Annotated in this window: 27 protein-coding genes and 1 tRNA gene; 12 read left to right on the forward strand and 16 right to left on the reverse strand. The window is 34.8% G+C overall.

Annotation, left to right across the window (positions count from 1 at the left end):
* Positions 1–83: 83 nt before the first annotated feature.
* Entirely contained in the window at positions 84–938 is an 855-nt protein-coding gene (locus STA7437_RS21900; RefSeq protein ID WP_015195574.1) for a DNA-formamidopyrimidine glycosylase, read from the reverse strand.
* 267 nt (positions 939–1,205) lie between these two features.
* Positions 1,206–1,850: a DUF6391 domain-containing protein gene (locus STA7437_RS21905; RefSeq protein WP_015195575.1), complete on the reverse strand. Its 645-nt coding sequence runs from the start codon at positions 1,848–1,850 to the stop codon at positions 1,206–1,208.
* A 312-nt stretch (positions 1,851–2,162) separates the two neighbouring features.
* On the opposite strand from STA7437_RS21905, the gene STA7437_RS21910 reads away from it, so the two are divergent.
* The 3 genes from STA7437_RS21910 (at position 2,163) to STA7437_RS27795 (ending at position 3,275) form a co-directional block, all read left to right on the forward strand.
* Entirely contained in the window at positions 2,163–2,687 is a 525-nt protein-coding gene (locus tag STA7437_RS21910) for a GNAT family N-acetyltransferase (protein WP_015195576.1), read from the forward strand.
* A 68-nt stretch (positions 2,688–2,755) separates the two neighbouring features.
* Positions 2,756–2,829, forward strand: a tRNA-Pro gene (locus STA7437_RS21915).
* Between the two features lie 281 nt (positions 2,830–3,110).
* Positions 3,111–3,275: a transposase family protein gene (locus STA7437_RS27795; RefSeq protein WP_083856876.1), complete on the forward strand. Its 165-nt coding sequence runs from the start codon at positions 3,111–3,113 to the stop codon at positions 3,273–3,275.
* On the opposite strand, the gene STA7437_RS26295 is transcribed toward STA7437_RS27795, so the two are convergent.
* From STA7437_RS26295 to STA7437_RS21950, 6 genes are all read right to left on the reverse strand, one after another.
* Positions 3,201–3,746, reverse strand: coding sequence for a hypothetical protein (locus tag STA7437_RS26295; protein ID WP_015195577.1), 546 nt, complete (start codon positions 3,744–3,746; stop codon positions 3,201–3,203). The genes STA7437_RS27795 and STA7437_RS26295 overlap by 75 nt on opposite strands.
* A 348-nt stretch (positions 3,747–4,094) precedes the next feature.
* Complete coding sequence (locus STA7437_RS21925; RefSeq protein ID WP_015195578.1) at positions 4,095–4,583, reverse strand: hypothetical protein; 489 nt, start codon at positions 4,581–4,583, stop codon at positions 4,095–4,097.
* Positions 4,584–4,589: 6 nt separating this feature from the next.
* Positions 4,590–4,772 carry a hypothetical protein gene (locus tag STA7437_RS21930; protein WP_041619618.1) on the reverse strand — a complete coding sequence of 61 codons (183 nt, stop codon included), beginning with the start codon at positions 4,770–4,772 and terminating at the stop codon, positions 4,590–4,592.
* A gap of 121 nt (positions 4,773–4,893) precedes the next feature.
* Entirely contained in the window at positions 4,894–5,091 is a 198-nt protein-coding gene (locus STA7437_RS21935) for a hypothetical protein (protein ID WP_041619619.1), read from the reverse strand.
* 640 nt (positions 5,092–5,731) lie between these two features.
* Entirely contained in the window at positions 5,732–7,456 is a 1,725-nt protein-coding gene (locus STA7437_RS21945; RefSeq protein ID WP_216087071.1) for a ShlB/FhaC/HecB family hemolysin secretion/activation protein, read from the reverse strand.
* A 220-nt stretch (positions 7,457–7,676) separates the two neighbouring features.
* A complete protein-coding gene (locus tag STA7437_RS21950) occupies positions 7,677–11,624 on the reverse strand; it encodes a two-partner secretion domain-containing protein (protein WP_015195581.1) in 3,948 nt (1,315 codons plus the stop codon).
* 280 nt (positions 11,625–11,904) lie between these two features.
* Here STA7437_RS21950 and STA7437_RS21955 point away from each other — a divergent pair, with 280 nt between their 5' ends.
* On the forward strand, positions 11,905–12,219 hold the full coding sequence (locus tag STA7437_RS21955; protein ID WP_150109096.1) for a hypothetical protein: 315 nt from the start codon (positions 11,905–11,907) through the stop codon (positions 12,217–12,219).
* A gap of 376 nt (positions 12,220–12,595) precedes the next feature.
* Here the strand turns inward: STA7437_RS21955 and STA7437_RS21960 are convergent, their stop codons facing one another.
* From STA7437_RS21960 to STA7437_RS26685, 3 genes are all read right to left on the reverse strand, one after another.
* Positions 12,596–13,015: a type II toxin-antitoxin system VapC family toxin gene (locus tag STA7437_RS21960; RefSeq protein WP_015195583.1), complete on the reverse strand. Its 420-nt coding sequence runs from the start codon at positions 13,013–13,015 to the stop codon at positions 12,596–12,598.
* On the reverse strand, positions 13,015–13,317 hold the full coding sequence (locus STA7437_RS21965) for a helix-turn-helix domain-containing protein (protein WP_015195584.1): 303 nt from the start codon (positions 13,315–13,317) through the stop codon (positions 13,015–13,017). The genes STA7437_RS21960 and STA7437_RS21965 overlap by 1 nt, the downstream gene beginning before the upstream one ends.
* A 170-nt stretch (positions 13,318–13,487) precedes the next feature.
* Positions 13,488–13,628 (reverse strand): hypothetical protein, encoded by a 141-nt coding sequence (locus STA7437_RS26685; RefSeq protein ID WP_171815467.1) that lies wholly within the window; start codon positions 13,626–13,628, stop codon positions 13,488–13,490.
* Positions 13,629–13,735: 107 nt separating this feature from the next.
* On the opposite strand from STA7437_RS26685, the gene STA7437_RS21970 reads away from it, so the two are divergent.
* From STA7437_RS21970 to STA7437_RS22005, 8 genes are all read left to right on the forward strand, one after another.
* Positions 13,736–14,035 (forward strand): hypothetical protein, encoded by a 300-nt coding sequence (locus STA7437_RS21970; RefSeq protein WP_015195585.1) that lies wholly within the window; start codon positions 13,736–13,738, stop codon positions 14,033–14,035.
* Positions 14,036–14,082: 47 nt separating this feature from the next.
* Positions 14,083–14,427, forward strand: coding sequence for a hypothetical protein (locus STA7437_RS21975; RefSeq protein WP_015195586.1), 345 nt, complete (start codon positions 14,083–14,085; stop codon positions 14,425–14,427).
* 290 nt (positions 14,428–14,717) lie between these two features.
* Complete coding sequence (locus STA7437_RS21980) at positions 14,718–15,101, forward strand: hypothetical protein (RefSeq protein ID WP_015195587.1); 384 nt, start codon at positions 14,718–14,720, stop codon at positions 15,099–15,101.
* Positions 15,102–15,376: 275 nt separating this feature from the next.
* Entirely contained in the window at positions 15,377–15,556 is a 180-nt protein-coding gene (locus tag STA7437_RS21985; protein ID WP_015195588.1) for a hypothetical protein, read from the forward strand.
* Between the two features lie 167 nt (positions 15,557–15,723).
* Positions 15,724–16,560, forward strand: coding sequence for a hypothetical protein (locus STA7437_RS21990; protein ID WP_015195589.1), 837 nt, complete (start codon positions 15,724–15,726; stop codon positions 16,558–16,560).
* Between the two features lie 273 nt (positions 16,561–16,833).
* Positions 16,834–19,434, forward strand: coding sequence for a CHAT domain-containing protein (locus STA7437_RS21995; RefSeq protein WP_015195590.1), 2,601 nt, complete (start codon positions 16,834–16,836; stop codon positions 19,432–19,434).
* A gap of 107 nt (positions 19,435–19,541) precedes the next feature.
* Positions 19,542–19,904, forward strand: coding sequence for a type II toxin-antitoxin system RelE/ParE family toxin (locus tag STA7437_RS22000; protein WP_015195591.1), 363 nt, complete (start codon positions 19,542–19,544; stop codon positions 19,902–19,904).
* Positions 19,904–20,239 carry a helix-turn-helix domain-containing protein gene (locus STA7437_RS22005; protein ID WP_015195592.1) on the forward strand — a complete coding sequence of 112 codons (336 nt, stop codon included), beginning with the start codon at positions 19,904–19,906 and terminating at the stop codon, positions 20,237–20,239. The genes STA7437_RS22000 and STA7437_RS22005 overlap by 1 nt, the downstream gene beginning before the upstream one ends.
* A gap of 58 nt (positions 20,240–20,297) precedes the next feature.
* Here STA7437_RS22005 and STA7437_RS22010 read toward each other — a convergent pair whose 3' ends face one another.
* The 5 genes from STA7437_RS22010 to STA7437_RS22030 all read right to left on the reverse strand — a co-directional run bounded on the left by STA7437_RS22010 (position 20,298) and on the right by STA7437_RS22030 (position 25,584).
* Positions 20,298–21,080, reverse strand: coding sequence for a DUF928 domain-containing protein (locus STA7437_RS22010; RefSeq protein ID WP_015195593.1), 783 nt, complete (start codon positions 21,078–21,080; stop codon positions 20,298–20,300).
* Between the two features lie 59 nt (positions 21,081–21,139).
* Positions 21,140–21,559, reverse strand: a complete 420-nt coding sequence (locus STA7437_RS25130) for a hypothetical protein (protein WP_015195594.1) — start codon at positions 21,557–21,559, stop codon at positions 21,140–21,142.
* Positions 21,560–21,721: 162 nt separating this feature from the next.
* Complete coding sequence (locus tag STA7437_RS22020) at positions 21,722–23,668, reverse strand: sensor histidine kinase (RefSeq protein ID WP_015195595.1); 1,947 nt, start codon at positions 23,666–23,668, stop codon at positions 21,722–21,724.
* Positions 23,669–23,827: 159 nt separating this feature from the next.
* On the reverse strand, positions 23,828–24,490 hold the full coding sequence (locus STA7437_RS22025) for a response regulator (protein ID WP_015195596.1): 663 nt from the start codon (positions 24,488–24,490) through the stop codon (positions 23,828–23,830).
* Positions 24,491–25,080: 590 nt separating this feature from the next.
* Positions 25,081–25,584: a hypothetical protein gene (locus STA7437_RS22030; protein WP_015195597.1), complete on the reverse strand. Its 504-nt coding sequence runs from the start codon at positions 25,582–25,584 to the stop codon at positions 25,081–25,083.
* Positions 25,585–25,781 lie beyond the last annotated feature (197 nt).

The following is a 25,781-nucleotide window of genomic DNA, read 5'->3' on the forward strand; positions in this document are numbered from 1 at the left end:
AGAATTTTTTACTATTTCAATCATCAAATAATTTTCCTTTTGTTACCAGTATCGTTAGTTAGATTTTTGGTCAATCATTTTTTTTAGGAATTAATTTGACAATAAGGACAAAAATGAGCAGAACGACCATTTAATTTAATTTTTTCAATCTTGTTGCCACAAATACGGCAGGAATAACCACCTCTTCCATAAACCCAGGCAGCATCACCATAATTACCACTAACTCCCAACAAATTTAAAAAATCACTAAAAGTAGTTCCACCTTTAGCTATTGCTGCTTGTAAAACTTCGATAATTGCAACATAAAGCTTTTTAATTTCTGTGTCGGTCAATTCAGTTGCGATCGCAGTTGGTCGAATCCTACTTTTAAACAAAGCTTCATCTGCATAAATATTACCAATTCCTGCTACTAATTCTTGGTCTAACAGCAAAGTTTTAATATTACGACGACTCTTACGTAATTTTTGACTAAAATAAGCTAATGAAAACTCTTCTGCAAAAGGTTCTGGTCCTAATTTTTGTAAACCTGTGATAATTTCTGCTGGTTGTAAACCAGGTGGTACATACCAAACTTTTCCAAAAGTGCGCGTATCAACAAACCTTAATTCTTGATGGTTAGCAAAAAACAGTCGAATACGAGTGTGTTTCTGTAAGAGTTCTGATTGTTTCACCCACAACAATTGACCAGTCATACGAAGATGCACTCCTAACCAACCTGCTGGTTGTGCAGAAGCAGATTGAAGTTGAGCTAATAAGTATTTACCTCGTCTTTCCCAACTGGCAATTTTTTGATCAACTATTCCTTGTAAAAATTCTGCTTCAGAAAGAGGGTAGGCAAGAGTTCTTGATAATAAAACCTCCCCACCCTCAATTGTTTGTTTGACGGTCAACTGATGAAGACCTTGACGTACCGTTTCTACTTCTGGTAGTTCTGGCAAGCTAAAAACTATCCTTTGATTAAATACAATTAAAAATAGCCTATCAGTCTTACCTAAATTTTAAGAAGGATTTATTTAACTTTGTCTCGTTCGCCTTTGGCAAAGTTATTATTTTTCACACCACACTACCAAAATTCTGATACCAAAAGAAATCATTACGAAGAACTTTAACTTTACCTCTGCGTTTAATTGCCATATATCTTGTTTTGTTTTAAACATCAAAATATGAGCGGATCGTCATCGTCTTTTCGCTCCAGATTTTAAGTTTTATGGCGAATTTTGCCATTTTACACTAACAAAATGGGCTGGACGACCCAATTGGTCAGTAGTTTGAGCAATTTCCTTAATTTTAAGATTAAACGGAATTGACGTAGTTAAATACTTTTGTACTGACATACCAATTTCAGGTGCTATCCAGGCAGCGGTAGTAGTTGCAATTCCTAATCCAACTAGTTGTCCAATCGGTTCTCGTGGTAACAATAGATAAGTTGTAAAGATCATGCCTGTAGTGAGCAACATAGCTACTGAAACATTAGTACCACATCGAGGGTGAACAGCTAAGTCCCATTCTCCTTTGAGTAGACGATTCAAAGCAATCCCAACTGCCCTTTTAAGATTCAAAGGATGAATATTACCATAAAGATAAAAACCTTTTTCAGTTGATAGTCCGCCAATTTGTTCATTATCTCTCAAATCGCGGAGATCGCGCTGAGGAGAAAAACTTCGTTCTAAATCACTTAAAACCCATACAGTAGCGTGTTCAAGAGCGTGTACTTGACGAATTAACAAAAATTCTTTTAAACCAGGGATAAAACCCAATTGTTGCAATAATTCACTATCCTGAGCAGGATGAGGAGAAAAAAAATCAAAATTCCAGAAATTGCCACTGTGGGCAGAAGCTGCATTGGTCATAGTTGTATAATCTTTGGATCGCAAACTATCCCGCTTGGGAACACTACTTAAGGTTGTGATTGTGGTTTAGTGTCTTACAGTTTTGATCTTATTGTAATCTTATGGATTAGCTGCTATCTCCAGATTTTGTAATTATCTTAAGTTTACTAATTAGTAATAAAAATTTTACGGAAGTAAATAATTAAACCCACTACGACTTGACTTTTTTCGGAAAAGATCTGCTTTTACTGCCAAAAATGGACTAAGATATCTGGGATATGCAATGAGAATTTCTCAAAGCAAGGTTATTAAACGTGGTATAGCCAGATTGGCATGGTTTTTTGGAAAAAATTGTTTAACAACACTGAAACCACTGCTAATTCAACAACTAGCAGTTTCGAGGGTGAAGTGCTAAGTTCATCAGATATGGATGTTTCTCAATCTCGAATTGTCTTTAGTACAGAAAGAGATCTAGACCTCTACGAATTAGAGGAACTTTGCGATCGCGTGGGCTGGGCTCGCCGTCCTTTGCGTAAAGTGAAAAAAGCTATCCAACATAGCTTTTTAGTCGTGTCAATGTGGGAAATTAAAGGCAAGAAAAAACGTTTAATCGGTTTTGCTCGTGCTACTTCAGATTGTGCTTTTAATGCAACAATTTGGGACGTAGTAGTCGACCCCGATTTTCAAAGTCAGGGTTTAGGCAAAGCAATGATGAAATATACGATTAAAAAACTTCGTAGCGCAGATATTAGCAATATTACTTTGTTTGCCGATCCTCAAGTAGTTAATTTTTATCGCCGATTAGGATTTATGGTCGATCCAGAAGGAATTAAAGGAATGTTTTGGTATCCTGATTAGTTCGATGGTTTTTTGAGATTGAGTCTAGTTTTATTTCCTCGATTGAGTTATACTAGATTAGCGGTCTACGGGATGTAGCGCAGCTTGGTAGCGCGCCTGCTTTGGGAGCAGGATGTCGCAGGTTCAAATCCTGTCATCCCGATTTAATCAAACCTGCTCACTGACTCCAAAGCAGCCTCTCACCAATCTTGCTAACTACTTAGAGATGAAGTCTGAGAAGTGTACAACACCCATTTTGCACCCAAACACTGAGATAAAACAATCCTCTTCATCAACTCTTTAAATATATGTCTAACCTGTAAAGCTGTGGGACCATACAACCATTGGGTAATTTTGTCAAATCCGACGGAGGTATCATCAGGGCAAACGCATATTAAAAAATTAAGGGATATTGAAAAGTGAACCTTAAAATAACTGTTCAAGATGAATTCTTCAATCAATTCATCAGCGTCACTACTGAAGCATTTTGAAAACCTAGAAGACCCCAGAACTGATTATTTAATTGAACATAAACTACTCGATATTATAGGTATGACAATTTGTGCCGTAATCTGTGGAGCAGAGACTTGGGTTGAGATCTATAGCTAATGGTAATGTTTGACGTGAATCAGAGGGTGGAGAAAAGGCAAAGTAGTTGAAAAACTGAGGTATTTTTTCATGTTTTAATTTACCTAAAATATTTGCTTCTTGTTCAAATAAATAAGTTACTTGTTGTAGTTGGGATTCTGTTAAGGTTTGAGCAGGACATAGTTGTTTGAGAACACGCTCGTTTTTTTCTCGAATACTTTGACCAGGTGTCTCCAAATCGTATACACGAAATGTTCTACCAAACCCACCCTGACCCAATAATTCAATGGGTACAAAGTGATTCTGCAAAACCAAATTCATTCCGCAAACGCTACACCTTTGTTCTGCTGGATTTTCTAACAATTGTTCTTCTTCTATTTCATTAATATGGAGCGATAATTCTCCAAACATGAGGGGACGAGTGCAGCAAACTGAAATTGTGGAAGAAGAATTTGGAACATTTGAATTGAGTATATTTGTAGTAACTGTCATCAGTAAGACCTACTTGTAATTTTTTCTTGTTGCTTATCTCTACTCAAAGCGAATATTGTGCAATTATTAAGAAATATTTTTAATGAAACAGAATTAACAGTAACTAAAGTGATTCTGGGAACAAATTGCTTATATTTCGCAGAATAATTGACCAAATTTTTATTTAAAAGGAAGAAAATCTTAAATAAGTACTGAATCGAAACTTAACAGTAATTAATGTTAATTAAAATGTAGTGAGATAAATAACTGACGATCGCTTGACCGAGCAGATTGTTGAGGTCGAGATTGAGAGGGATGAGGCGGTCAGAGAGCTAATTCAAATAACGGGCTTAATGTTGCATTAAATAGTTAAAGCGATCGCTGTAAAAGGTTGTTAATAAATTCAGACCGCCTTAAAAATTTTCTGATAAATCGTACTTTTGAGATTTCTTTTTTATATAGCTCTAAATCAAAAACGAAAGGACCAAAATCAGAATAATCCCAGTTTCTTCTATGGGGTTGTTCAAATCGATCCCAGATGACACGATTCTTTTCTACTCTAATTCTTGTAGCAAGTGGCCAGCACCCCGAACAACCGCAAGTACAAATAAGTAACTCAGTTTTATCGTATTCTTCTCCATATTCTGGATGGCGACCTAGAAAAAAGTCTTCAGTGTATCGTGTATCAGGGCAAATATATTTTCCTGCCGAATCACCAGCAAATGGCAATTCAAACTCCTCGACCATCTCGATAAAGGAGCGTCCATCAACGTATAAACCGATATCGTAATCACCTAGATCGTTTTGGCTTTCATTTTCATCAATTATAGGTTGGCATCGAATTTCAAAGTGGTTCATTTAACTTTAGCCTTTTATTTTGTTTGAACTATAAAAATAAAGATTAGCGATCGCTTTTGACTTTGATAATGGTGGAAGAGGAAATAATATTGTTTTCAGATAAGTTAGTTGATTATTACTTAAATCTAAAATTCTGGAATCTTGTTTTAATGCTTCATCAATAATTGCTTCTATTTTACTGTTATACATTTTTAATTAAATCCTTTGTTTTAGTTAGTTAGTTGTGTCTTAAATCTAAAAAATTTAAATTAATTAAATGAACAATACTTTCTGGTATTTCAGTTAGAAGCATATAACTTAAATCTAGAACTTATAGATTAGTTAGTTGACTAATACTATCTGGTAAATAAGTTATTAATAGATTATTTGCTAAACATAAGTGAGTTAAATTTGATAATTGTCCGATGCTATCTGGGAGATAAGTTATTGGATTATTACTAAAATCTAAAATTCTAAAATCTTGTTTTAATGATTCATCAATAATTGCTTCTATTTCACTGTTATACATCTTTAGTTAATTCCTACAATAATTAAATCAATATCTGCAATATTCAAAACTAAAATTGTTAACAAGGCGAATATTTTTATAAGTAGCTGTCTGCTCGTCTTTCTTGCTTAATTTTAAATATTTTTAAAGATAAACAAAAGTTTTTGTTAATAAAAAAGTCGTCAATCTGAATTAAAATATAGAGTAACCAAACTAGATTAACTATCGCGTCTTTGTCTGCGATCGCTTAAGACGTTATGCAATGCCTCAATTAAACCATCGGGTAAATTACTTTCCAGATTCTCTAGTAATTGTTTACCCATATCTTCAATACAGCATATTTTAAGCCTAATTTATCTAAAAAACGATTAATTTGTTTGAATTTGGTAGCCATAGTAACCTCTACTTGTTTCCTTTTTGCTTTATAAAAATAAGAATAAACAAAGACAAAAGTAAAAACACTAGGTTTTTGTGCAAACTTATTCGTTGATTTTGACAAGGAATCTGGCAGAAAAATGCATGTATGATGAACGATCTGGTAAGAAGCAACAACTGCAACGATGCTTAGTTGAAAAATTAGATACTTTTGGAGACATATAATATCTGGAGCAAAAATCTGGAATTTATTGTCAAGTGCGATCTCGCTCCGCACCCTTTTGAATTAAAATGGCTGATAGTTTAAAGAAAAATGTAAGCCATCTTCCTGTAACGATTTTTGACTACGCTCGACAGCTATTAAGGGAATTCCGTAATCAATCTGTAATCTAAAATTATTAGTAATCGACCAGTTGATGCCAAGCCCAAAACTAGCTAGAGTAGAATGATTGGGGTTTGGTTCGCGATTATTCCAACCAGTACCAGCCTCCACAAAAGGTATTAGCTGAATTGAAGAATTTGATGTTAAAGGAAAGCGAAGTTCGACAGAACCAGAAACACCATTATCCGTGACTAATTGATTTTCTGGGTAGCCTCTAACCGTATTAATCCCACCAAGACTAAATTTTTCAATAGAAAGTAAAGAATCTGGAGTCAATTGACCGTTAATTCTAGTAACTAGTAAAGTACCTGACGATAATTGCCGTACCCATTGAAATTGTCCCAACCATGCAAAAAATTGACCGTCAGTACCAGTATTATTGACCGTAGCATCAAAGGCATCGATGCCAAAACTAAATTGAGAACGTGCAGCTAACACGCTATTAGTCTTGCGATCTAGCCAATCTTGGGAAAAGCGTATTGCGGTTACGTTGGATTTACCATCTTCTGCTCCTTCAGAAAAAGAAAAAGGTTCGCCGAGTAAAAAGCTCTTACTACGACGTAAATCTAATCCGAGAGCGATCGCAAATTCAGTGTTGGGAGTTTTGTAAAAAGGTTGACGGAAACTGAGGGAAAAACTCCTGGTTCTACTTTTGATGTTTAAATCTCGAAATCGATCTTCAATAATCCGACTATCGCTATTATCGTAGCCGAAACTGAGAGTACCATTATGGGAATTGAGGGGAATGGAATAATTAAAGTTGTAAATGTCGAGTCCTTCGGTAATACCGTATTCCCCACTCAAGCGATCGCCAAAACCAAGTAAGTTATTTTGAGATGCAAATATGCTAAATTGTGCCGAACCAACGCTGCTAGGACGGTAATTATCTCCACCTATTCCAGCTTGAAAAGTAGGAGATTCTTGTAGATCGAGGATTAAAATATTTCGTCCTGGTGTCTTACCTGCGGTTAATTCTGCGCTCAGGCGTTCGATTAAAGGGTCTAAAAGCAGTAATTTTAATCCATTTTCTAATTGATAGCGATTGAGGGGAGTTTTAGTAGCAAGTTGAAGGCGATTTCTGATATAGTCTTGCCGTAAACGTTTTAATCCCTTGATTTCGATTTTTTCTAGTTTTCCTTCTATTACTTGTATCTGGATAATGCCACTATTGAGATAAGAATTGTTGAGTAAAAATGCTCCCGAAGTGACATAACCTTGATTAAGATACAGTTGAGTAATTTTAGAGCGAAGACAAATTAAATCTTCAAAGGTTACTCGTCGATTTTCTAATTTTTGAACTTCTCGCTCGATCTGAGATTGTAAGACGGTATTACCCAAGACTTCAATTTTTTTAACCAAGATGCGAGAGCGATCGCTTCGCTGCTCGCTGGGAGCGAGATCGCCTGTTGTTGAGGAAACACATTGAGAAGGTTGTGATGCATTGGGAATTTGAAAATTTGGGGTTGGTGAAGAATCAGGAGAGGGAGGAGTCAGACGGGGAGATCGCTTGGGGATAGTTTGTTCGATAATGTTGGGAGTATTGGGGGGAATTTTTTCTGGAGGGGACTGTGCTTTGGTAGTGGAAGCTATAGTAAATACAGTAGCAAGACTAGAACCTGAAACTGTCATCCACTTTATCAAACATTTTGCATCACTCATCAGTCGTCGCGGTCTAGTTGAATCAAAATATAGATACGTAACTTTTTAAATCCGTACCAAAGCCAAAGAACAAAAAAGACTAAGAAACATCTTACAGTGAAACAGATTGGATCGATCTAGTTTCTGTTTCAAAGTGCATCGGATTTTGGCTGAACTTAACGGAGTAATTTATTGAATAATTACAACGAGATTATGGAGAACATTCTCGACTCAAGATCGTTTCACCATTTTCTAATTGGTATAATCCAGTAGGTTCGACAATCGGATCGCCTGGTTGCCAAGAGCGATCGTTGGTTTCTATCCCGCGGACTTCTCCTGTAGGAAAGTTAGAATTGCCCGCATCTTCTGGAGTGGCAGGTAAACCACCAGTTCCCGTAATGATAAATTTACCTTCCTGTTTTCTGCTGGGAACTACGCAACTATTGGCAATAAGATTTTCAGTATTAAGAGAATTATCTGGTAAATCGGCTAGACTGTTTTCAATAAAACTGACATCGGGAATAGTAACAACTCCAGATACTGCACCCGTAGCATTGAGATCGGCGCGATCGTTGTTATTAAAGAAGTTATTGGCTGAATTAGGTTTAATTTTAGAAGAATTTGAATTAAAACTCGAACCAAAATAAGCGGGAGTATCTAAAATAATATTTCCTCCTCTTCCTCCTTCGGCAAAAGAAAAGATATCGCTGTCATCAAAGGCGATAACTGCATCGGCAGTTATATTTATATTCCCACCGTTGGCATTACTGCTAGCTTGAGTGGAAATATCGCTGTTGCGGAGGATTAGATTATTGCTAATTTGAAGGTTAATGTTACCGCCAGATAGGGAAGTTGAAATATCTGTTGAAGGTATATTTAATGCTTCAATCTTGGAATTATTATCCAAATTTATAGAATTAGCATTTACAGTTATGTTTCCTGCATAACCTAATCCTAAAGAACGACTAGTTAATATTGCCTTATCAGTTAAAAATAATGAATCTGTAGTAATGTTGATATTTCCAGCAATACCAATACTTTCTACATCTGTAAAAATACCACTAGGTTTGTTGTTTGGGCTATTACCAGACAAGTCAATATTTTTCTTAGCATAAAGTGTAATATCACCACCAGTACCTAAAATTCCACTTTGGATAAAATCATCAAAAGTTTGTTTAACTCCAGATTGTAACTGTGCGCCGTTGGTTAAAAATATTGAGTCTGCCGTAATATTTACATCTCCAGCATCACCAATACCTCCAGCGTTTACGTTACTAAAAACATAACTATTGTCGAAAGATACAACACCATTTTGCGATTGAACTGTTAAATTTCCAGCATTTCCTCGACGTTCGGTAAAAGTGTTTATTTGAGAATCATTTACAAAAGAGATGTTATTAACAGCATCAATTGAAATTTCTCCAGCATTAATTTCAGTTTTGGGAGTGGTAGTAACACTGGCATTAGAAACTGTTAAAAGAGAATTATTAAAAACTATCTCTTGAGGAGATAAGGTTTCTCCAGATATATCTGATTTACCAATTAAGATTCGACCTAATTTACCACGACTAAAAATTGAGGTATCTAAAATTTCTATTTTTTCTCTGGCATTAAGCCTGACATCTCCCGAAAATCCAATGTCAGAATTAGTAGTACTTATTTGAGATTGATTAATAGTAATTGTTCCAATTAGGTTATCTTCTGCAACTTTAAATGTAATTTTACTAAAATTAAATCCATCTTGATCGTTAATATCAGTAGTTTTTGTAGTTTCTGTTCTACTTTCTATTTCACTGCCAATAACGTTAATATTATTGCGAGCATTAATTGTAATGCTACCTGCTAAATCATCTGCATTAGAATTAGTAGTACTGAGTCGATTAGAAAATTCAGGATTATCTTCTGTTCCCGTTCTTGTTCCTTCAAGTTTGACTTGAGATGGTGTTATTGAGTCACCGATAAAAATACGACCGAAATTACCTTCTGCTGAGATTCTACTATTTTTAATAGAGATTTCATTGGGAGCATTTAACTTAATATCTCCTGAATATCCAGTGCCAGTATTTTCGGTAGTTATAGAAGAGTTATCGATACCAATTGAACCTTGTGTAGATGTAATTTGAATTTTACCAAAGCGTTCGGGATCTTGAATATAATTTTCGCTGTCATTAAAAATGAAACTATCTTTAATATTGATAGAATCATTTGAAGAGTTGAGAAAAATACGTCCAAAAAAACCATCACTTAAAATTACGCTATCGTTGGTAATTGTTAATTTATTTTTGGCATTTAAATTAATATCTCCTGCAAATCCAGTTCCAGCATTTTTACTATTAAGCGAAGCATCATTTAGAAAAATCGAACCTTGAGAAGTAATTTCAATATTGCCACCATTACCAACAACATCTTTTTCGATATCCGTAAAAATACCACTCGTTCCGCGATCGCTACTAGAGATAGTTACATTATCTCCACCATTAAGTGTCACATTACTACCATTGCCTTGGTTACTTTCAAATACACCTGATTGAATTTGCGCTCCATTAGTCAAAGATATAAACTTAGCAGCAATGGTAATGTCACCCGCATCTCCTTCTGCTTGACTTACATTTTTACTTCCAACATTACTAAAAATGCCACCTGTATCTAAAAAAACGTTTTCAGTAGCATCAATAGTTATATTTCCTGCATTACCCTTACCAAAAGTGCTATTGGTTATTTCTCCACCGTTAGTTAAGAAAAAATTTGTGGCATTAATTTCAATATTTCCTCCATTTCCTTCAGCACCATTTCCTACAGTACTTCTAAGTCCACTTGGAAATTGATTATCATCATTAGATACACCATCGATCGCTACATTACCACGAGCATTGACAACTATATTTCCTGCATCCCCAACTCCTCCAGCAAGATTATTTTCTCGATCTGCTTGACGAACAATCGTTTGTATTTGCGCACTTGTATTTAGGTAGAGATTACCAGTATCAATTGTAATTTGACCACCCTTGCCTTCTGCTCCAGCATTTACATTACTGAAGATATCAGCATTGGACAATCGAACATTATTACTAACATCAATAGTTATATTTCCTGCATTACCCTTACCAAAAGTGCTGTTGGTTATTTCTCCACCGTTAGTTAAGGAAAAATTTGTGGCATTAATTTCAATATCTCCTGCGTTTCCTATTTCTACTCCAGCATCAAGAGTACTGGCATCTATTTCAACTGCACCTGTAGCATTAAGAATAATATCTCCCGATTGCCCTCCAGGTAAACCAGTCTCAAAAAATGTTCCTGTCTGTAGTTCGCTACTACCAGATATTTTTAAATTGCTAGCATTAACGGTAATGTTACCGCCCTCTGTACCACTAACATCAACAAAAGCTTCTTGAGTGAGAAATACATCTCCTCTAGCTACACCTTCGGGAAAAGTCAAACTACCATTATTATTAATACTAACTTTTCCTAGGGCTGCTAATCCTCCTAATTGGACATTTCCTGCTGGTGCTGTTATATTTCCTCCATTGAAACTGACATTACCACCAATCAAAGAAATATTATTTCCAGGTTGTATTTGTAAACCAATATTATTATTTGCTATAGAATTATTTGAGATCGCACCAGGAGCAATTTGATTGAATAAATAAGCAGAAGGATTAATAGTTAATAATCCAGGAGATTCTGGGTTATCTGCACTAAAATTACCCTGTTCCCCAAACTCTATACCATCGGCAGTAGTAGCAGCAAACGAACCCTGTACATCTAAAGAAGCACCTTCCCCAAAGATAATTCCATTGGGATTGATTAAAAACAAATTAGCAGCACCATCTACACCCAAAGTTCCCAAAATATTAGAAACATTATTACCCGTAACGCGAGAGAAGATATTAGTTACAGCATCTGGATTAGCAAAATATACTCCTCTACCTGCATCGACATTAAATTCTTGAAAAGAGTGAAAGAGATTTTGTCCTCGAATTGCACCACCATCTATTTTGTCACTCGTGGCATCTCTAGTATTAACTACCGAACTTTCATTACCCAAAGTATTATCTGGAACGATCTGGGAGAGAACGCGATCGCTGTTGAAGATTAAGATGCCACTAACTGCAATCCTACCTAACCAACTAAAAGCTATCCTGCCAGAAATTCTTTTCATGCCGTTTTCCAGACTTTTCTAAATTCTCTAGCTTAGAGAGCGATCGAGTCAAGTCTTTATCAAGATCGATAAAAGTGAATGCACTTTTGTGCAATTAAGTTGACAGAAACGGTTAGTGTTTTTAACTCGTTCTTTTTTTATTCTTCTAGTTATAGAGCAATTTATCAATTAAATATTAACTCTTTCAACCAAGACTCCTATGCTAAACAACACAAACAAACCCCATAAAAAATTCTGGCAAATTCGTTTATTTTTCGGAATAACAACGTTTTGTTTTTTAATGCCGTTAAACGTGCCTGCTTTTTCTTTTCCTGTAAAGAATGCTCAAAGCGAAACCCTTATTGCACAAATTCCTGTAGTACCAGTCTCTGTCTCCGTTACTTCTCAGGGATACGATCCATATTGTGGTGCCTATCGAGCAACGGTTCAAACGCCTAATAATACTTATTCTGTATGCTATTACAAAGAACAGTCTACTGAAGAAATGAGTGGCTCGTATACTTTGTATATGTACGACCAAGAAAATGGAACATGGCTCTACTTCACCAATGGCTATGATAAATGGTATACCGCGAATCAGCCAGTTATGATGTAGCTAAACAATAGAAAAATTATTTATGCAAAAAAAGAGTTACAAGCATAAATATTTTTCTTCATCCCCTGTTTTCATCTATAACACTACGTATTTAGGTTAGGACACGCAAATCTTGTCAGGGCGATTGGCCAATCGCCCCTACGATTTACAATAATGTCCTAATCTTTCTTTGTACTGCTATACTTAAAATTCCGTTATCAACGAATAAGCTTATTGATAACAGTCTTCCGAACCTAAGAGACTGTTTTCTTAACGCGATCGTTTATAAAAAACTTATTTTTTCTATCTTAAATATTACCCCTTGTAATCTGAAACGATATAAGCGATCTCGTTCAAGCCTTGACGTAGCCGAGATCGCATTTGAGGGATATAATTATCAATCGACCCAATTTTCAATTTTTAAACCAGGAATTTGTTGAAAATGACGTTTATTTCTAGTTACTAAAGTAGCTCGATTAGCTAAAATTATGCTGGCAATTAATAAATCTGCTCGTCCAATTTTACGATATTTAGAAACTGCGTTCAATCTCTCAAATTCTAATGATGCTGCTTGACTAATTGGTACGATTAATAACTGATTTAATAATTCTTCTGTACGAAATAATAACTCTTGAGCTTTAAGTAAATTTGCTCCAGCATCGGCTTTTAGTAAACGATCTATTCTTCCCCGCAAAATTTCAACTTTGGTAATAATCGTAATTCCTACATCTACATCTTCTACTGCTGCTAGTTGTCTGGCAACATTGGAATTTCCATGATAGAGATGGGTAAGAGTATCGGTATCTAGCAAATACATTACACATCAGCTAGATAATCGCCGATTTCCGAGCGTCCCCTTTCTCGATAAATACTTTCTCTCAATTGTGCCAGAGAATCATCATCGACAAAAGCACCAGCTTGATTAAGGAGAATCGAACGGCTATTTTGAGAACGTAACCAGTCATCAATTGCTGCTTTTAAAAATCTCCAGTTATCTTCAATTTTACGACCTGGAATATTACCCCTAGCTGCCTGATTTAAAACTGTTTCAATTGGTAAGCGTAAGTATTCTGAAGTTTCTTCTAAGGTAAGAACATCGGGAATGCTAATTTTGTCCATGATTTAGCAAGTTTACTATAACGATTTGATAGTAACAGAGAACTAGTTTTTCTTTCCATCATAAATGCGACGCTTCATTGTTTGAGAAAAGATGCGCTTGACTTTGCTCCTCACAATCGTGTCACCAAAATGTAGATAACTGTCAGACTACCCAACCAAGAAAAGCTATCTTACCAGAAATTCTCTTGATGTTGTTTTCCAAACTTTTCCTGAATTTTCCAGGTTGGAGAGCGATCGCGCATTGCTGCTGCTACGCAGTCGCGCCAATTGTCTTCACCAAGATCGATAAAAGCAAATGTACTTTTGTGCAATTAAGTTGGCAGAAACAGTTAGTGTTTTTAATCTGTTCTTTTTTTATTCTTCTAGTTATAGAGCAATTCTAAAAACAAATTTTAATTTTATTAAGGAGCTTTCAATCATGTCTAACTTCAAAAAAATGCTAATTGTATTGTCTACTAGCTTTGTACTTTTTATTCCTTCCTCAAAATCTGCACAAGCACAAAATGTAGTGTCAGCAGAGGAATTAAATCAGCTTTCACTTGATGAAGTAAAAATTTATCGCGAGCAAGTAGATTTCCAGCGCGAGGCTGTTGTTGGAAGTTGCCAAAGTTCCTCCATTCAACCAATCAGTTGCGAAATCATGAACGATCAATATCATACTTTTTTGATGAATTTGGATAATTATATCGAGCAAAGAAGAATTTTAGAAGGACAATAATCAACCAAAATATAAGATTTTAATAAAAAAATAAATGGAGAAAAAATATGTTAAAAAAATTAAGCCTTAATTCTTTATTAACATCAATATTCTTACTACCAACCTTAGCAATAAGTACTTATAAAGCCGAAGCACATCCTTTAGATTTCACTTTTCGTAATTTAACTGCTTCTCCTGTTTCACAATTGTACGTATCTTCTACTAATACAGATAGTTGGGAAGAAGATGTTTTAGGAAGAGATATATTATCTAGTGGTCAGTCAGTTGATATAAATTTTAATGGTGATTACGATAGCTGTCTTTTTGATATTAAAGCTGTCTTTCCAGACGATAGTTATCAAGAAGAATATGGATTTAATCTTTGTGAAACTTCTCAAGTTACTTTAGACTAAAATTATTAATTTTAATCTTTAAGTGATTGAGACAATAATTAAGCTAATATAGAGAGCCAACAAATTTTGTCGCACCATAAATTTTCAATTTTTCTAGCCCTAAAACCTTACAACACTCATCAATCGATGGGTGTTTTTTTTATCGTTAAAATCTTTATAATCTTCCCTGCAATTTTGTGCAAATAAATTGACATAAACAACTAGTGTTTTTATTTAATTCCTCTTTTATTCTTTTAGTTATAGAGCAATTTTAAAAAACAAATCCTAATTGATTTAAGGAAATTTCAATTATGTCTAACTTCAAAAAAAAGGTTATTATAGGTAAATTTTATCAATGTGTTATTGGAACTATTTTTGTGATTATTGCTTTAGATTTTCCCTTAAAAGCCAATGCAGAAATTCCACCAATTGAAATTCCCACTGTTCCTCAAGTTGATACTACTGCCTTAAGAAATGGAAGTTTGGTAATTCAATTATGCAATCAGTATATGTACCAAGCAAGTATTAAACCTAATAATCTAGAACTCCAGACACTTAATCTTAATTGTCAAAATATAAAAAACCAATATATACAATGTATAATTACAAGTCCTCCCGAGAATTCATTGCAGTGTATGGAAAACTTGTCTGGATACGCAGAAAATATTCTGCAATATCAACAGTATCTTCAGTAACTTTTATAATAATTAGTTGACAAAAAACAATAATTTTTCTCTTGTGTAGGCATCGAGCTAGCGGTGCCTTTTTAATTTTTTTAACCTAAATTATCTCAAGCTATTTTTCTATCTTGCAGTTTTCTGCATTGATCTTGTCTAGATCGAGCAATTAAGTTGACATAAAAGATTAATGTTTTTACTTGTAAATAACTTTATTCTAATAAATATAGAACGGTTAAATAAACAAACAACCTTCGATTTTTCAAAAAAAATCTAATAAAAAGGGAAAAATAATGATTGAATTTTTATCTTGTTTAAATAATAATGTCGATTTTAATGTTGCGCTCCAAGAAGAACTTAGCCAAAATAAATCTTCTCAAGAAAAAACATCTAAAGCTTTGACTTTAGCAGAGCGATTAATCCGCCTAGGCTATTTATTAATTTTTCCTGAAAATCATAATTTTAAATATTAATTGTTGCCGAGCTACTAAGAGTAAATAACAAATAAATGTTTTTAAAGTTTTGTTAACTCTAAAAAGCGTAACAAATAATATTTTATTAACAATAATTTTTCTAGAAATACCAATAAATAATTGTATTTTTCACAAAAAATAAATCTACTAAAATTGAGAGGAAAAATATGGGACACGGAGATAGTTGGCAAGCAATCAATCCAAATCTAGATATCGATGAAATCTGCTGCAAAATAGGACAAGCAGCTAAAATAGATGATTCAGTCTTTTTCCAGGAAGTCGATGACACGGAAACTATAAAAGAAAAAGTTGCTGTTGGTTTGAGTTATGCTGAAACTCCTTTACGCTATTTTATGCTTTGTGCCACCAAATTTATACCAGAAGCAGATGAAGAAACGACTTACTATGTTTATAGTGCATTTCCTTGGTGTGCTGAGGGTATAGTAAGTTCCTTAGAAGTTTGTGAAGTCGGTGATTGGTGCAATCCAATTGAGGGACGTATTAAAGCATCTACTTTAGGGGGAGCTAGTATCAATTTTTTCGACCCTCATTATTATAAAAACAAACAGAAATACCAAGTAGGTAAACATTATAATTTTTCCCTAGCAGGATTAGTTTATAGGTTGCGAAAAGCAGAGGAAAAGGTTATCGAACTAGATCTTAATAGCGAACTAAAAAAAATTTTAGACCCTAATTTGTCTTTGGAGCCAGGCGACTTTACTAGTATGCAGATTTCTACACGAGGTTCGTGTTTCTTCTATCCCCATGAAAAATATTTTGATGATGTTAGTTTTCGCGCTCCAATTGAGGCAATTGAGTGTTTTAATTTCGATGGAATTAAATTTTATCAACTCAAAGTTTTTTTGATAAAAGAAGATGAAGAACATACATTACCCGTTTATCTTTATGCTTCTGAATATGTATTAAAAGATTACGAACCTCAAGTTGGTGATGATATAGAAGGAGAAATTTGGTTACAAGGAAATTTAATAGACTTTGACTAAAATTTTTAAATCATTAAAATTTATCAGTACTCATAAATATTATGGGTGCTTTTTTATTTAAAAGGTCAAGAGATCGTATTCGTAAATCTTCAATTAATATTTTGCTTTCAAGTTTAATTTAATAGAGAATACAACAAATATTAAACTAATATCTCATAATTTGAGCGAGATTAAACGGTTTAAATAATCTTTTTTTTTAAAGAAATACTGAGATTGAGCCAAAAGATCGCTCAATTCTTCGTAAAATAACTCAAAAAGCTGGAAACTCGATCAATGTTTAAACGCTTCTCTAGATTTTGGGTTCGCTGTTTTCTTCCTCTTTTATTTTTGAGTAGTTTTACTTTTTGTTTGTCGTTGAGTGTTCCTCTTAAAGCAACACCAGTAAACACATCTACAGAAGAATTAGTACGGCAAGGAGTGGAATTATATAACCAAAGTAATTTTTCAAGTGCGATCGCCTTGTGGGAAAAAGCTTTAAAAACTTATCAAAATAACCAAAATAAGCGAGCAGAAACTATAGTTCTAGAAAATTTGGCTAGAACTTACCGAGAAATCGGACGAATCGATCTCGCTTCAGATTACTGGCAAAGTGCGATCAATAATTACACGTTATTAGGAGATACTCAACAAGTTGGTAGATCTCTGACCGAACAAGCCCAAGTATACAATCTTTTAGGACAACACAGAGGTGCGATCGCACTTCTATGTGGAAGCGAACAAAATTGTTTTCCAGGTACTGCTTTACAAATTGCCCGTCAGCAAAAGGATTTATTGGGAGAGATAGCAGCTAAGGGAAGTTTGGGAGAAACTTATCGCCAACAAGGAAATTACCAAGCAGCAGTTAAGTATTTAGAAGCTAGTTTAAAACTTGCCGAAATTAATCATAAAAAAACATTTTATCTATCGGCGTTAAATAGTCTCGGTAATACTTATAGTAGCCTCGCTCGAATAAATTATCGTCGTGCCGAATTGGCATCAGGAAGAGGAGACGAAGAAGAATCAAATCGACTCAAACAAAAAGCAATAAATCGAGATCGGCAAGCATTAGCAAGTTTTCAAAAAAGTTTACAGCTAGCTTCTCAACCAAAAAATTCTTTCAGTCAGATTAAAGTTTTGCTAAGTACCCTACCTATTAATTATCGCCTGGATAATGATCATCTCGCTGCCCGACAACTACAGCAAGCTCTAACCTTATTGAATACTTTACCAGAAGGAAGAGATCGAGTTTACGCAACTATCGAGTTGATTAAATTATTACAACCTCCGACTAACAATTCCCTTCAATGTCTAGAATCAAATTTACATCCTCAAGCGATCGCTCTTTTAGAACAAGCTGTTTCTATCGCTCAAAATCTCCAGGATAATCGCGCTCAATCTTTTGCTTTTGGGGAATTAGGGCATCTTTACGAATGTCGCCAGGAATACAAGCTTGCTTTACAATTAACCCAACAAGCTCGTTTAGCTGCCGAACAGGGTTTGGAAAACAAAGATAGTCTCTATCAATGGGAATGGCAAACAGGAAGAATTTTCAAAGCACAAGATAAACAACCAGAAGCGATCGCAGCTTACGAAAAATCTCTAGAAACTCTCGAAAGCATTCGGGATGCTTTATTAACTGCTAATCAAAATCTACAATTTGATTTTCGCGATCGCATCGAGCCTATTTATCGAGATTTAATTGCTCTTAAGTTAGAACGTGTTCCCACCCTAAGTTCAATCCAAACAGAACAAAATTCAATCACTAATTTAAATTCTGCTCTCGATAATATAGATGCCCTCAGACTGGCAGAGTTACAAAACTATTTTGGTAACGATTGTGCAATCGCAGAATTTAACCGAGCGACTACTCTAACCAGTACGGATAAAAATACTGCCATTTTTAACTCAATTATTTTACCCAATCGCACGGGAATTATAGTGACTTTTCCCTCCTCTACCAAAAAAATTACCTGGATCGAGCGAGATCGAGAGAGTCTCAGACAAGAAATTATTGAATTTCGTCGGGGTTTGGGAAGGTTTTTTGATGAAGTGTACGATACCGGACAGGCAGAAAATATCTACAATTTACTAATCGCACCCTTTGCTGAAGATCTCGAACGCGAAAAGATTACAACTTTAGTCTTTATTCAAGATGGAATTTTACGCAGTATTCCGATGGCAGCACTTTACGATGGCAAACAGTTTTTAATCCAGAAATATGCGATCGCGACTACTCCTAGTTTAAAACTTACTAATTTTAGCCCGAGCAATCGTCAACAGTTAAAAGCATTAGCTTTGGGTTTTGATCGAGAAGCTAAAGTAAACAATACTCTCTTTCCCGCTTTACCTCAAGTTACTGAAGAAGTAAAAAGTATAGAACAAGAATTAAAAGGAAGTAAGAAACTATTAAATCGAGAATTCACCCGCGATCGCCTACAACAAGAATTAAATCAAACTACCTATCCTATTATTCATATTGCCACTCACGGCGAATTTGGAGCCGAACCAAAAGATACTTTTTTAATCACGGGCGATCGACGCAAACTAACAATCTCCGAACTAGATCGAATCCTTCGCAACACTCCAGAAGGAGCATCTGAAATTCAATTACTAGCTCTAACAGCTTGTAAAACAGCGATCGGCGATGAACGCTCTGCTTTGGGATTGGCAGGAGTAGCCGTACAAGCAGGAGTAAAAAGTGCGTTGGCTTCTCTGTGGGCAATTAACGATACCATAACTGCCCAACTCGTTCGAGATTTTTATGCAGCTTTAGAAAATCCCAATCTCAATAAGGCTGAGGCATTACGACAGGCTCAAATTAAACTGATCAAAGAAGGAGATTATTCTCACCCTGCTTACTGGTCTCCTTTTATTTTGATTGGTAATTGGTTGTAGCGACGTGTTTAGTATAACTTCTCTTGTTTTTTCAAAATTCATAGTGTTTGTGTGGCAAAATAAGAGATTGAATTTATAAGTAAATACTTATAAAATGGAGAAAGTGATTGGCAAATGGTAATGATATCAAATTAGTTATTTGGATGGGAGATAGCCTCAAACAAGTCAAAAGCTTCCCAGATGCTGTACGTCGTGATATTGGTTCATCTCTGTATGATGCACAAAAAGGAGATAAACCAGACAACGCCAAGCCTCTTAAGGGAGTAGGCAATGGAATTTTTGAGATTGTTACACGATTTGACTCTGATACCTACAGGACGGTTTACGCGATACAAATTGGAAACTGCATTTATGTCCTTCATGCTTTTCAGAAAAAATCGCCCAAGGGTATAAAGACGGCACAGAAAGATGTCGATTTAATTAAAAAACGTTATAAGCAAGCACTTGAGATCTCGAAGGAGTCAAACTAATGAGTGAAGAAAACACGCCAATCGAATTTATCAAAAGTAGTGGCAATGTTTTTGAAGATCTGGACTTAGAAGACGCAGAAGAACTATTGATTCGTGCCAAACTGGGTTATACTGTCCGCCAAATATTAGAAAGTCGTCATTTAAAACAGCAAGAAATTGCGACTCTTTTGAAGATTAAACAACCAGAAGTATCTAACCTAATGAAAGGTAAGTATCATCTATTTTCTGAAGGTCGCTTATTTGGTTTCCTAAATAAACTGGAACAAAAAATAATTATTCAAATTGCTCAACATCGTACTGGAGAACCATTACAAGATGTTACTTTAGAAAAGTAATAAAAAGAATGCAAAGTAGCCCGCACTCAATTTGACTAGAAAGTCTCGCGTTTTTGGGTTACGGTAATTGAGAAGAATTTTGGCGTGTTTGTACCTGAACAATCTGCTCTATTTTTTCCTTTTGTAGAACAATATTATCGTTTGAAGGTGTTTCTGTTTCTACTAAATCCTTCAACAAAGCTAATTGTAAATCTTTAGCTTTTAATGGTTCTGTAGTGTTTAAAGTTTCTGCCCAAGCATCGTACCACAATCCAGAAGTAGCATAAACATCCGCTCTAGCAAGTGGTTGTTTGACGGTAGCTAGTTGCTTTTCTAATTCTGGTGGAGTAGTAACTACTTCAATTTCAGCTTTTGCTTCCAAAGCTTGAGATGTTTCGTTGGGATCACAAATCAAGACTACTTTCCAAAGATACTTTTGTCCGACAGATAAACCTTGATCTTGTTCGGGAAGAGATATTTTCATAAATCCTGGAGAACTTTGTAAACTAGATCGGTAAATCCTTTCAAGTTTCTTGTCAGCATCTTGTCGATATAGATGAAATTCTAAAGGATAAGATTTAGTGTCTGGGACATACCAGACAAAAGTAGGATGAGCAGAAACAGTTTGTCCTATATAGCTTTGAGGAGCGATCGCGGTTAGTTTTGTTTGAGTATTACTACTACATCCCCCCGTTCTGGTAGAGGTAGTTCCCTCAGCATTGGCAATAGATGGATTTGAAGGTTTTTTATACTTGGCTAGAGCTATAGTTGGAATTGTTATAAATAAGCTTATAAAAAGTAAAAAAAGCCAAGATCGATATTGATGTTTATATTTATAAAATATTTGCTTCGGCTTATTCATAATTATTTTTGTAGACACAATTTAATTGATACTTTCTAATTATTATTAAAAACTAAAACTTACAACCGCGAACCACGCCAGGGAAATTTTTGTTGAGAATTTTCCAAATTCCAGTAGCCATTGAAATTAGAAAAGTCTTTGGAAAAAACGATTGTCAGATTTCCCGTTCCGTATTTATCATTCCATCTACAGCTAATCAAACCAATTTTGATTGATTGACACTCAGATAAAGCACCAGAAACGGTCGAATGTTTTTCTCTCATTGTATAACTACCAATTAGTTCATTTCGAGCAACTAAATTAAATTCTGTCGTTCCCCTTGTTAGAGTACCTGCATTCCAAATAAAACTTTGATAATTTCCTGTTGCTTTTTTTAGCCAATTATTTTGAGATTCTGCTTTTGTAACTATACTGTAAGTAATGACCATTAAAGAGAGAGATACTACAGTACCGAAAATGTATTTTGAAGTTTTTAACATAAAATATTGACTTAAAAATCTTGTTTTTTTGTTTTCAACTATTTTATTAAACAATAATTTAAAAGCTGCTTAAATAAACTTTTATGCCAAAAAATCTGTAGTTTTAACCCAAAAAATTTGCATATTTATGCAAAAAAAATAAAACAATAATAGTACAAATAGCTAGAAAAACCAAAACCAACTTTTATTAACCGCCCAGGTTAGTTCGCAAACAGTTCCTTTGGGAAAATTAGGACGACGCTGAAATTTTCCTCCCAATTGCCAAGCTAAGTTTTTTGCAGCTTTTGAACCCCATCCTCCAGTTTGTCGCTGCTCTGTTTGCCTTTCAATCTCAACTCCTATACCGTTATCTTCAACACGGATAAAATTTTGTTCCTTTTCTTGTCCGCAGCTTACTTTGAGACGAGTTACGCCTTCGGCATATTTGCCTACATTAATTAGGGCTTCTTCTAAAAATCGACATAGATCGCTTTTTTGTTCGAGAGATAGTCTACTTTCATCTAATTCTTTAAAATTAGGAATTCTAACTTTGATAGTAGGAAAACAGGGTAAATCTCTCCTCATAACTTCATCATAGGTTTGATAGAGAATATCTTGAAGTGGATTTTGCAGATTAATTTGCACTTCATTGATAAAAATGATATTTTCGCTTCTGATCATTTCCCTGCTAATCGAATCCCGAAGTTCCCGCAACTCCAGGTCTAATTGTTCTGATTGGGATACTAAAATATTTTTATCTTCGGGGGAAACAAAATTAAATTGTTTTAATTTACTCGAAAGTTGAGCGAGAGTTTGCAGTGGTTGAGCGTGAATAGCATCAAAAATACGTTCGATACTCTTTTGCCGATCTTGCGATCGCAATTTTAAATATTCCAACTCCTGTCGATAACGATAGAAAAGTGAAGCCGTCAAACCAGCAGCATTAATTGATAGTACCAAGAGACTGGGAATGACAGGAATCCACCAACCTAATAACAGCGCGCCATAACAAATCCCGATTAAAATAATTCCCGTGATGCCCAAACCGACAAAAATCGACCAGGGCGATCGCAAAAAACGACTCAAACTAATTCCGATTAAACCCCAAAAAATAATCCAGACATACTCCCAACCATCTGTCCAGGTTTTAATTAAAGGTCGTTGTTCTAAAACCCCATTAACAATTTGACTAATAGCATGAGCTTGCAATTCGATTCCGTATACGAAGGGACGATGAGGAATTCCAGGAACATTAATAATATCTTTAGCGGTTAAAGTAGTAACTCCAATTAAAACAATGCGATCGCGAATTAATTGTGAGGAAACTTTACCATTTTTAATGTCTTCGAGAGAAACAATTGTAAAAGGAGTTTGGTTGCTACGAGGATTTAATAAGATTTGATTGCCCCCACTATTTACACGAACATAGGCACCAGAGTTGGGTTGTAAACGAGGTAATGCCTTATCATTAAAAGCAATGCTCCATTCATCATCAGGAACATTCTCCATCGTCCATCCTTGTTTGGCTAAATAAATTTGTGCCAGCTTTATTATCAAAGATTCTCGATACTCTCCCTGAAGATTGGAAGTGCTTAATACAATACGTCTGAGACTACTCTCGTCGAGAACAGCATCAATAAAACCAACCCTTTCGGGAGGTAAAGATGGTGGAGGTTTAATAATATTACCCCCACGATCTGGTAAAGCTTTATCAACACCGATTAAATTCTGATATTTCTGCCAAACTCTAACTAATCGAGCGTATCCCTCGGCATCTTCGGGAGGAACTGGTAGATCTCGAATAATATCTACACCAATTACAGCAGGATGATTAGATGCTATTTTTTCGATCAATGCGGATAAATCGCGGTCGGGAATGGGATAAGTTTCAATTTTTTGAACATCTTCTTCATCGATCCCGACAATTAAAATCCTTTCATCGGTAGGTTCGATTGGACGCAGACGTAAAAAGCGATCAAATGCTGCTAATTCTAAAAACTGTAAATTGCCCGTTACTCGCGCCAAGACTATCAAAGAAATTACTAAGATTCCAGGCATTGCACCTATGCGCCAGATGATTAATTCTTGTTTGAATTTTTGTTTCAAGCTTTGCCAAAAAAAAGGATTCATATTTAATTCTAATTATTAGTTCAGAAGTCAAGTAAAGCTAAAGCGAATTAGAATTATTGATAAAAATACTTGACTATTAAATTGGAAAGTTTGCCAAAAAAGTTAGCAGCAGTTTGATTAGTACTGCAAAAAATATGTATTCTCGAAAAAGTTCTTTTTTTAATAACTGATAATGCCAATTTCTATTAATTTGAGTAGAGTTTGTATTTTCAAATCCTTTCCTGTTTCTGGATATACTTCTATTGCATCTCGAATTTTTGTCCAGTAATGGCGGACTGTACTTTCGGATCTGTGCATTTTTTTAGCAATTGTCGGATCGTCGAGTCCTTCTTCAAATTTAAAAGCGATCGCCGTAAGCCAATCTTCTCTCAATTCTAAGCTTCTAGGACGTAATTCGCGAGGAGTCCAACATTCTCCTTGCAAGGCTAAATTTACTCTAGTCAGCATTTGTTGAAGAGTCAGACTTTTATTGGCGACACAAAATCCACCTTGATGTTCGTCAATAGCAGATTTGAGCAAAATTAATCTTTCTGGTTCTATACTCTGTACGACAATGTTTAGATTAGGATATTTTTGGAATAAAGTTCTCAATAATTCAATTCCTACCTCAGACTGAGGTAGTTGTTCGTAAGATTCTGGAATTACTAAATCTACAATTGCCAAGTCGTAATTAAAACTATTTAACTGTAGAGTTGCTTCTTGTTTGGTTTTAGCGCGATCGATAACTGCATTGGGATATTGTTGTTCGAGCGCATCAATCGTTCCATTTAAAACCGTTTCATGGTCATCGATCACTAAAATTTTAATGATAGCTTGATTCATTTTTAATACTCCATAGTTCGAGAGGATTGATATAGAGGTAATCGATTGACAGTTGTTGTCATTGTCTTTCGTACCACCATTGCAGAATTTGTTTTTTGATGTTTGAAAATGCGTAAAATCTATACTACTAACTGTAGAGTAAACGATTGAAGTTACTAAATAATGGTTCGTTTCTGCTAGATTCATTGCCTATATTTGTAAGAAAATTGGCAGAAAACGACATTTACTTTTTTTGGCGTTAGTAAATTAAATTGATAATTTTGAGATTAAACCATCTTCAAGCTTTCTCAGAGAATTTATGACTACCCAGTAGTCTTTAGACGACTTTTACTATTAGTCAGGAAATTATTTTCCTAGCGCAGTTATTAAGATACTTTAGTTAGTTGATATATAGTAATCCTATTTGACAATGGAGAGTTATTGCTTGTGAGTGTCCTCTGTCATTGGCTATTCTCTAAAATGATTTGAGATTGTTATATTAGTCGAAGCAAAGATTAGGACATTCCCCGTTCGTTATTCCCTTAATTTAAGCTGGCGATGTCCGCGCACTACAGCTTGTTAGATATATGATTGACTGCTCCTGATTAAAATTAAGCTCCAGAAAAATATACCAAATATCCGATCCATGAAAATATACCAAATAAAATCCAAAGAACTTCTCTGATTGTAAAAGAAGTATTAATAGGTAAATGAGATTGTTCTTGTTCCCAATAATAGTTAGCTGCATTGAGAAGAGGTAGTAATGGTAAAAAACTAAGAATCCCAATCAGATCATTATGGGAGAACAATAACACAACCCCAAAGCTCCAATAAAATACAGTTCCCCAAAAAGCAGATGATTTTTTTCGATAACCTTCCCTCTCCGCAACCACAAAAACTTTTTTATACAATCCATACATAAAAAAAGGAAACAAAATAGAGCGTAGCCAACAATTAATATTTAAATTTTCTCTGTCTTTAAGAAATTTCCATTGCTTATGACCCCAAGCATATGCATAAAATCCATAAGTAATAACATATAAGATACAGAATTTCCAAATTGGCATTACATTAGAAAACTGCTGAGTTTTAATTGAAGATTTAGTCTGAATCATTTTTATTCTCCTTAGTTATTTTGAAAGTTATTTAAAATTGATTAAAAGATATTGAAAGTTTTATTTATTAAAATTTAAGAATATTTTTGACTTATCTATTAATAGTTAAATTTAAATCTTGATAAAATAAAAAACGAGACATTTTGGCTAAACAACAATCGTTAAATCTAGTAAATATTTAATTAATACAGATTAGA

Origin of the sequence: Stanieria cyanosphaera PCC 7437, assembly GCF_000317575.1 — a bacterium.
Lineage (GTDB): Bacteria > Cyanobacteriota > Cyanobacteriia > Cyanobacteriales > Xenococcaceae > Stanieria > Stanieria cyanosphaera.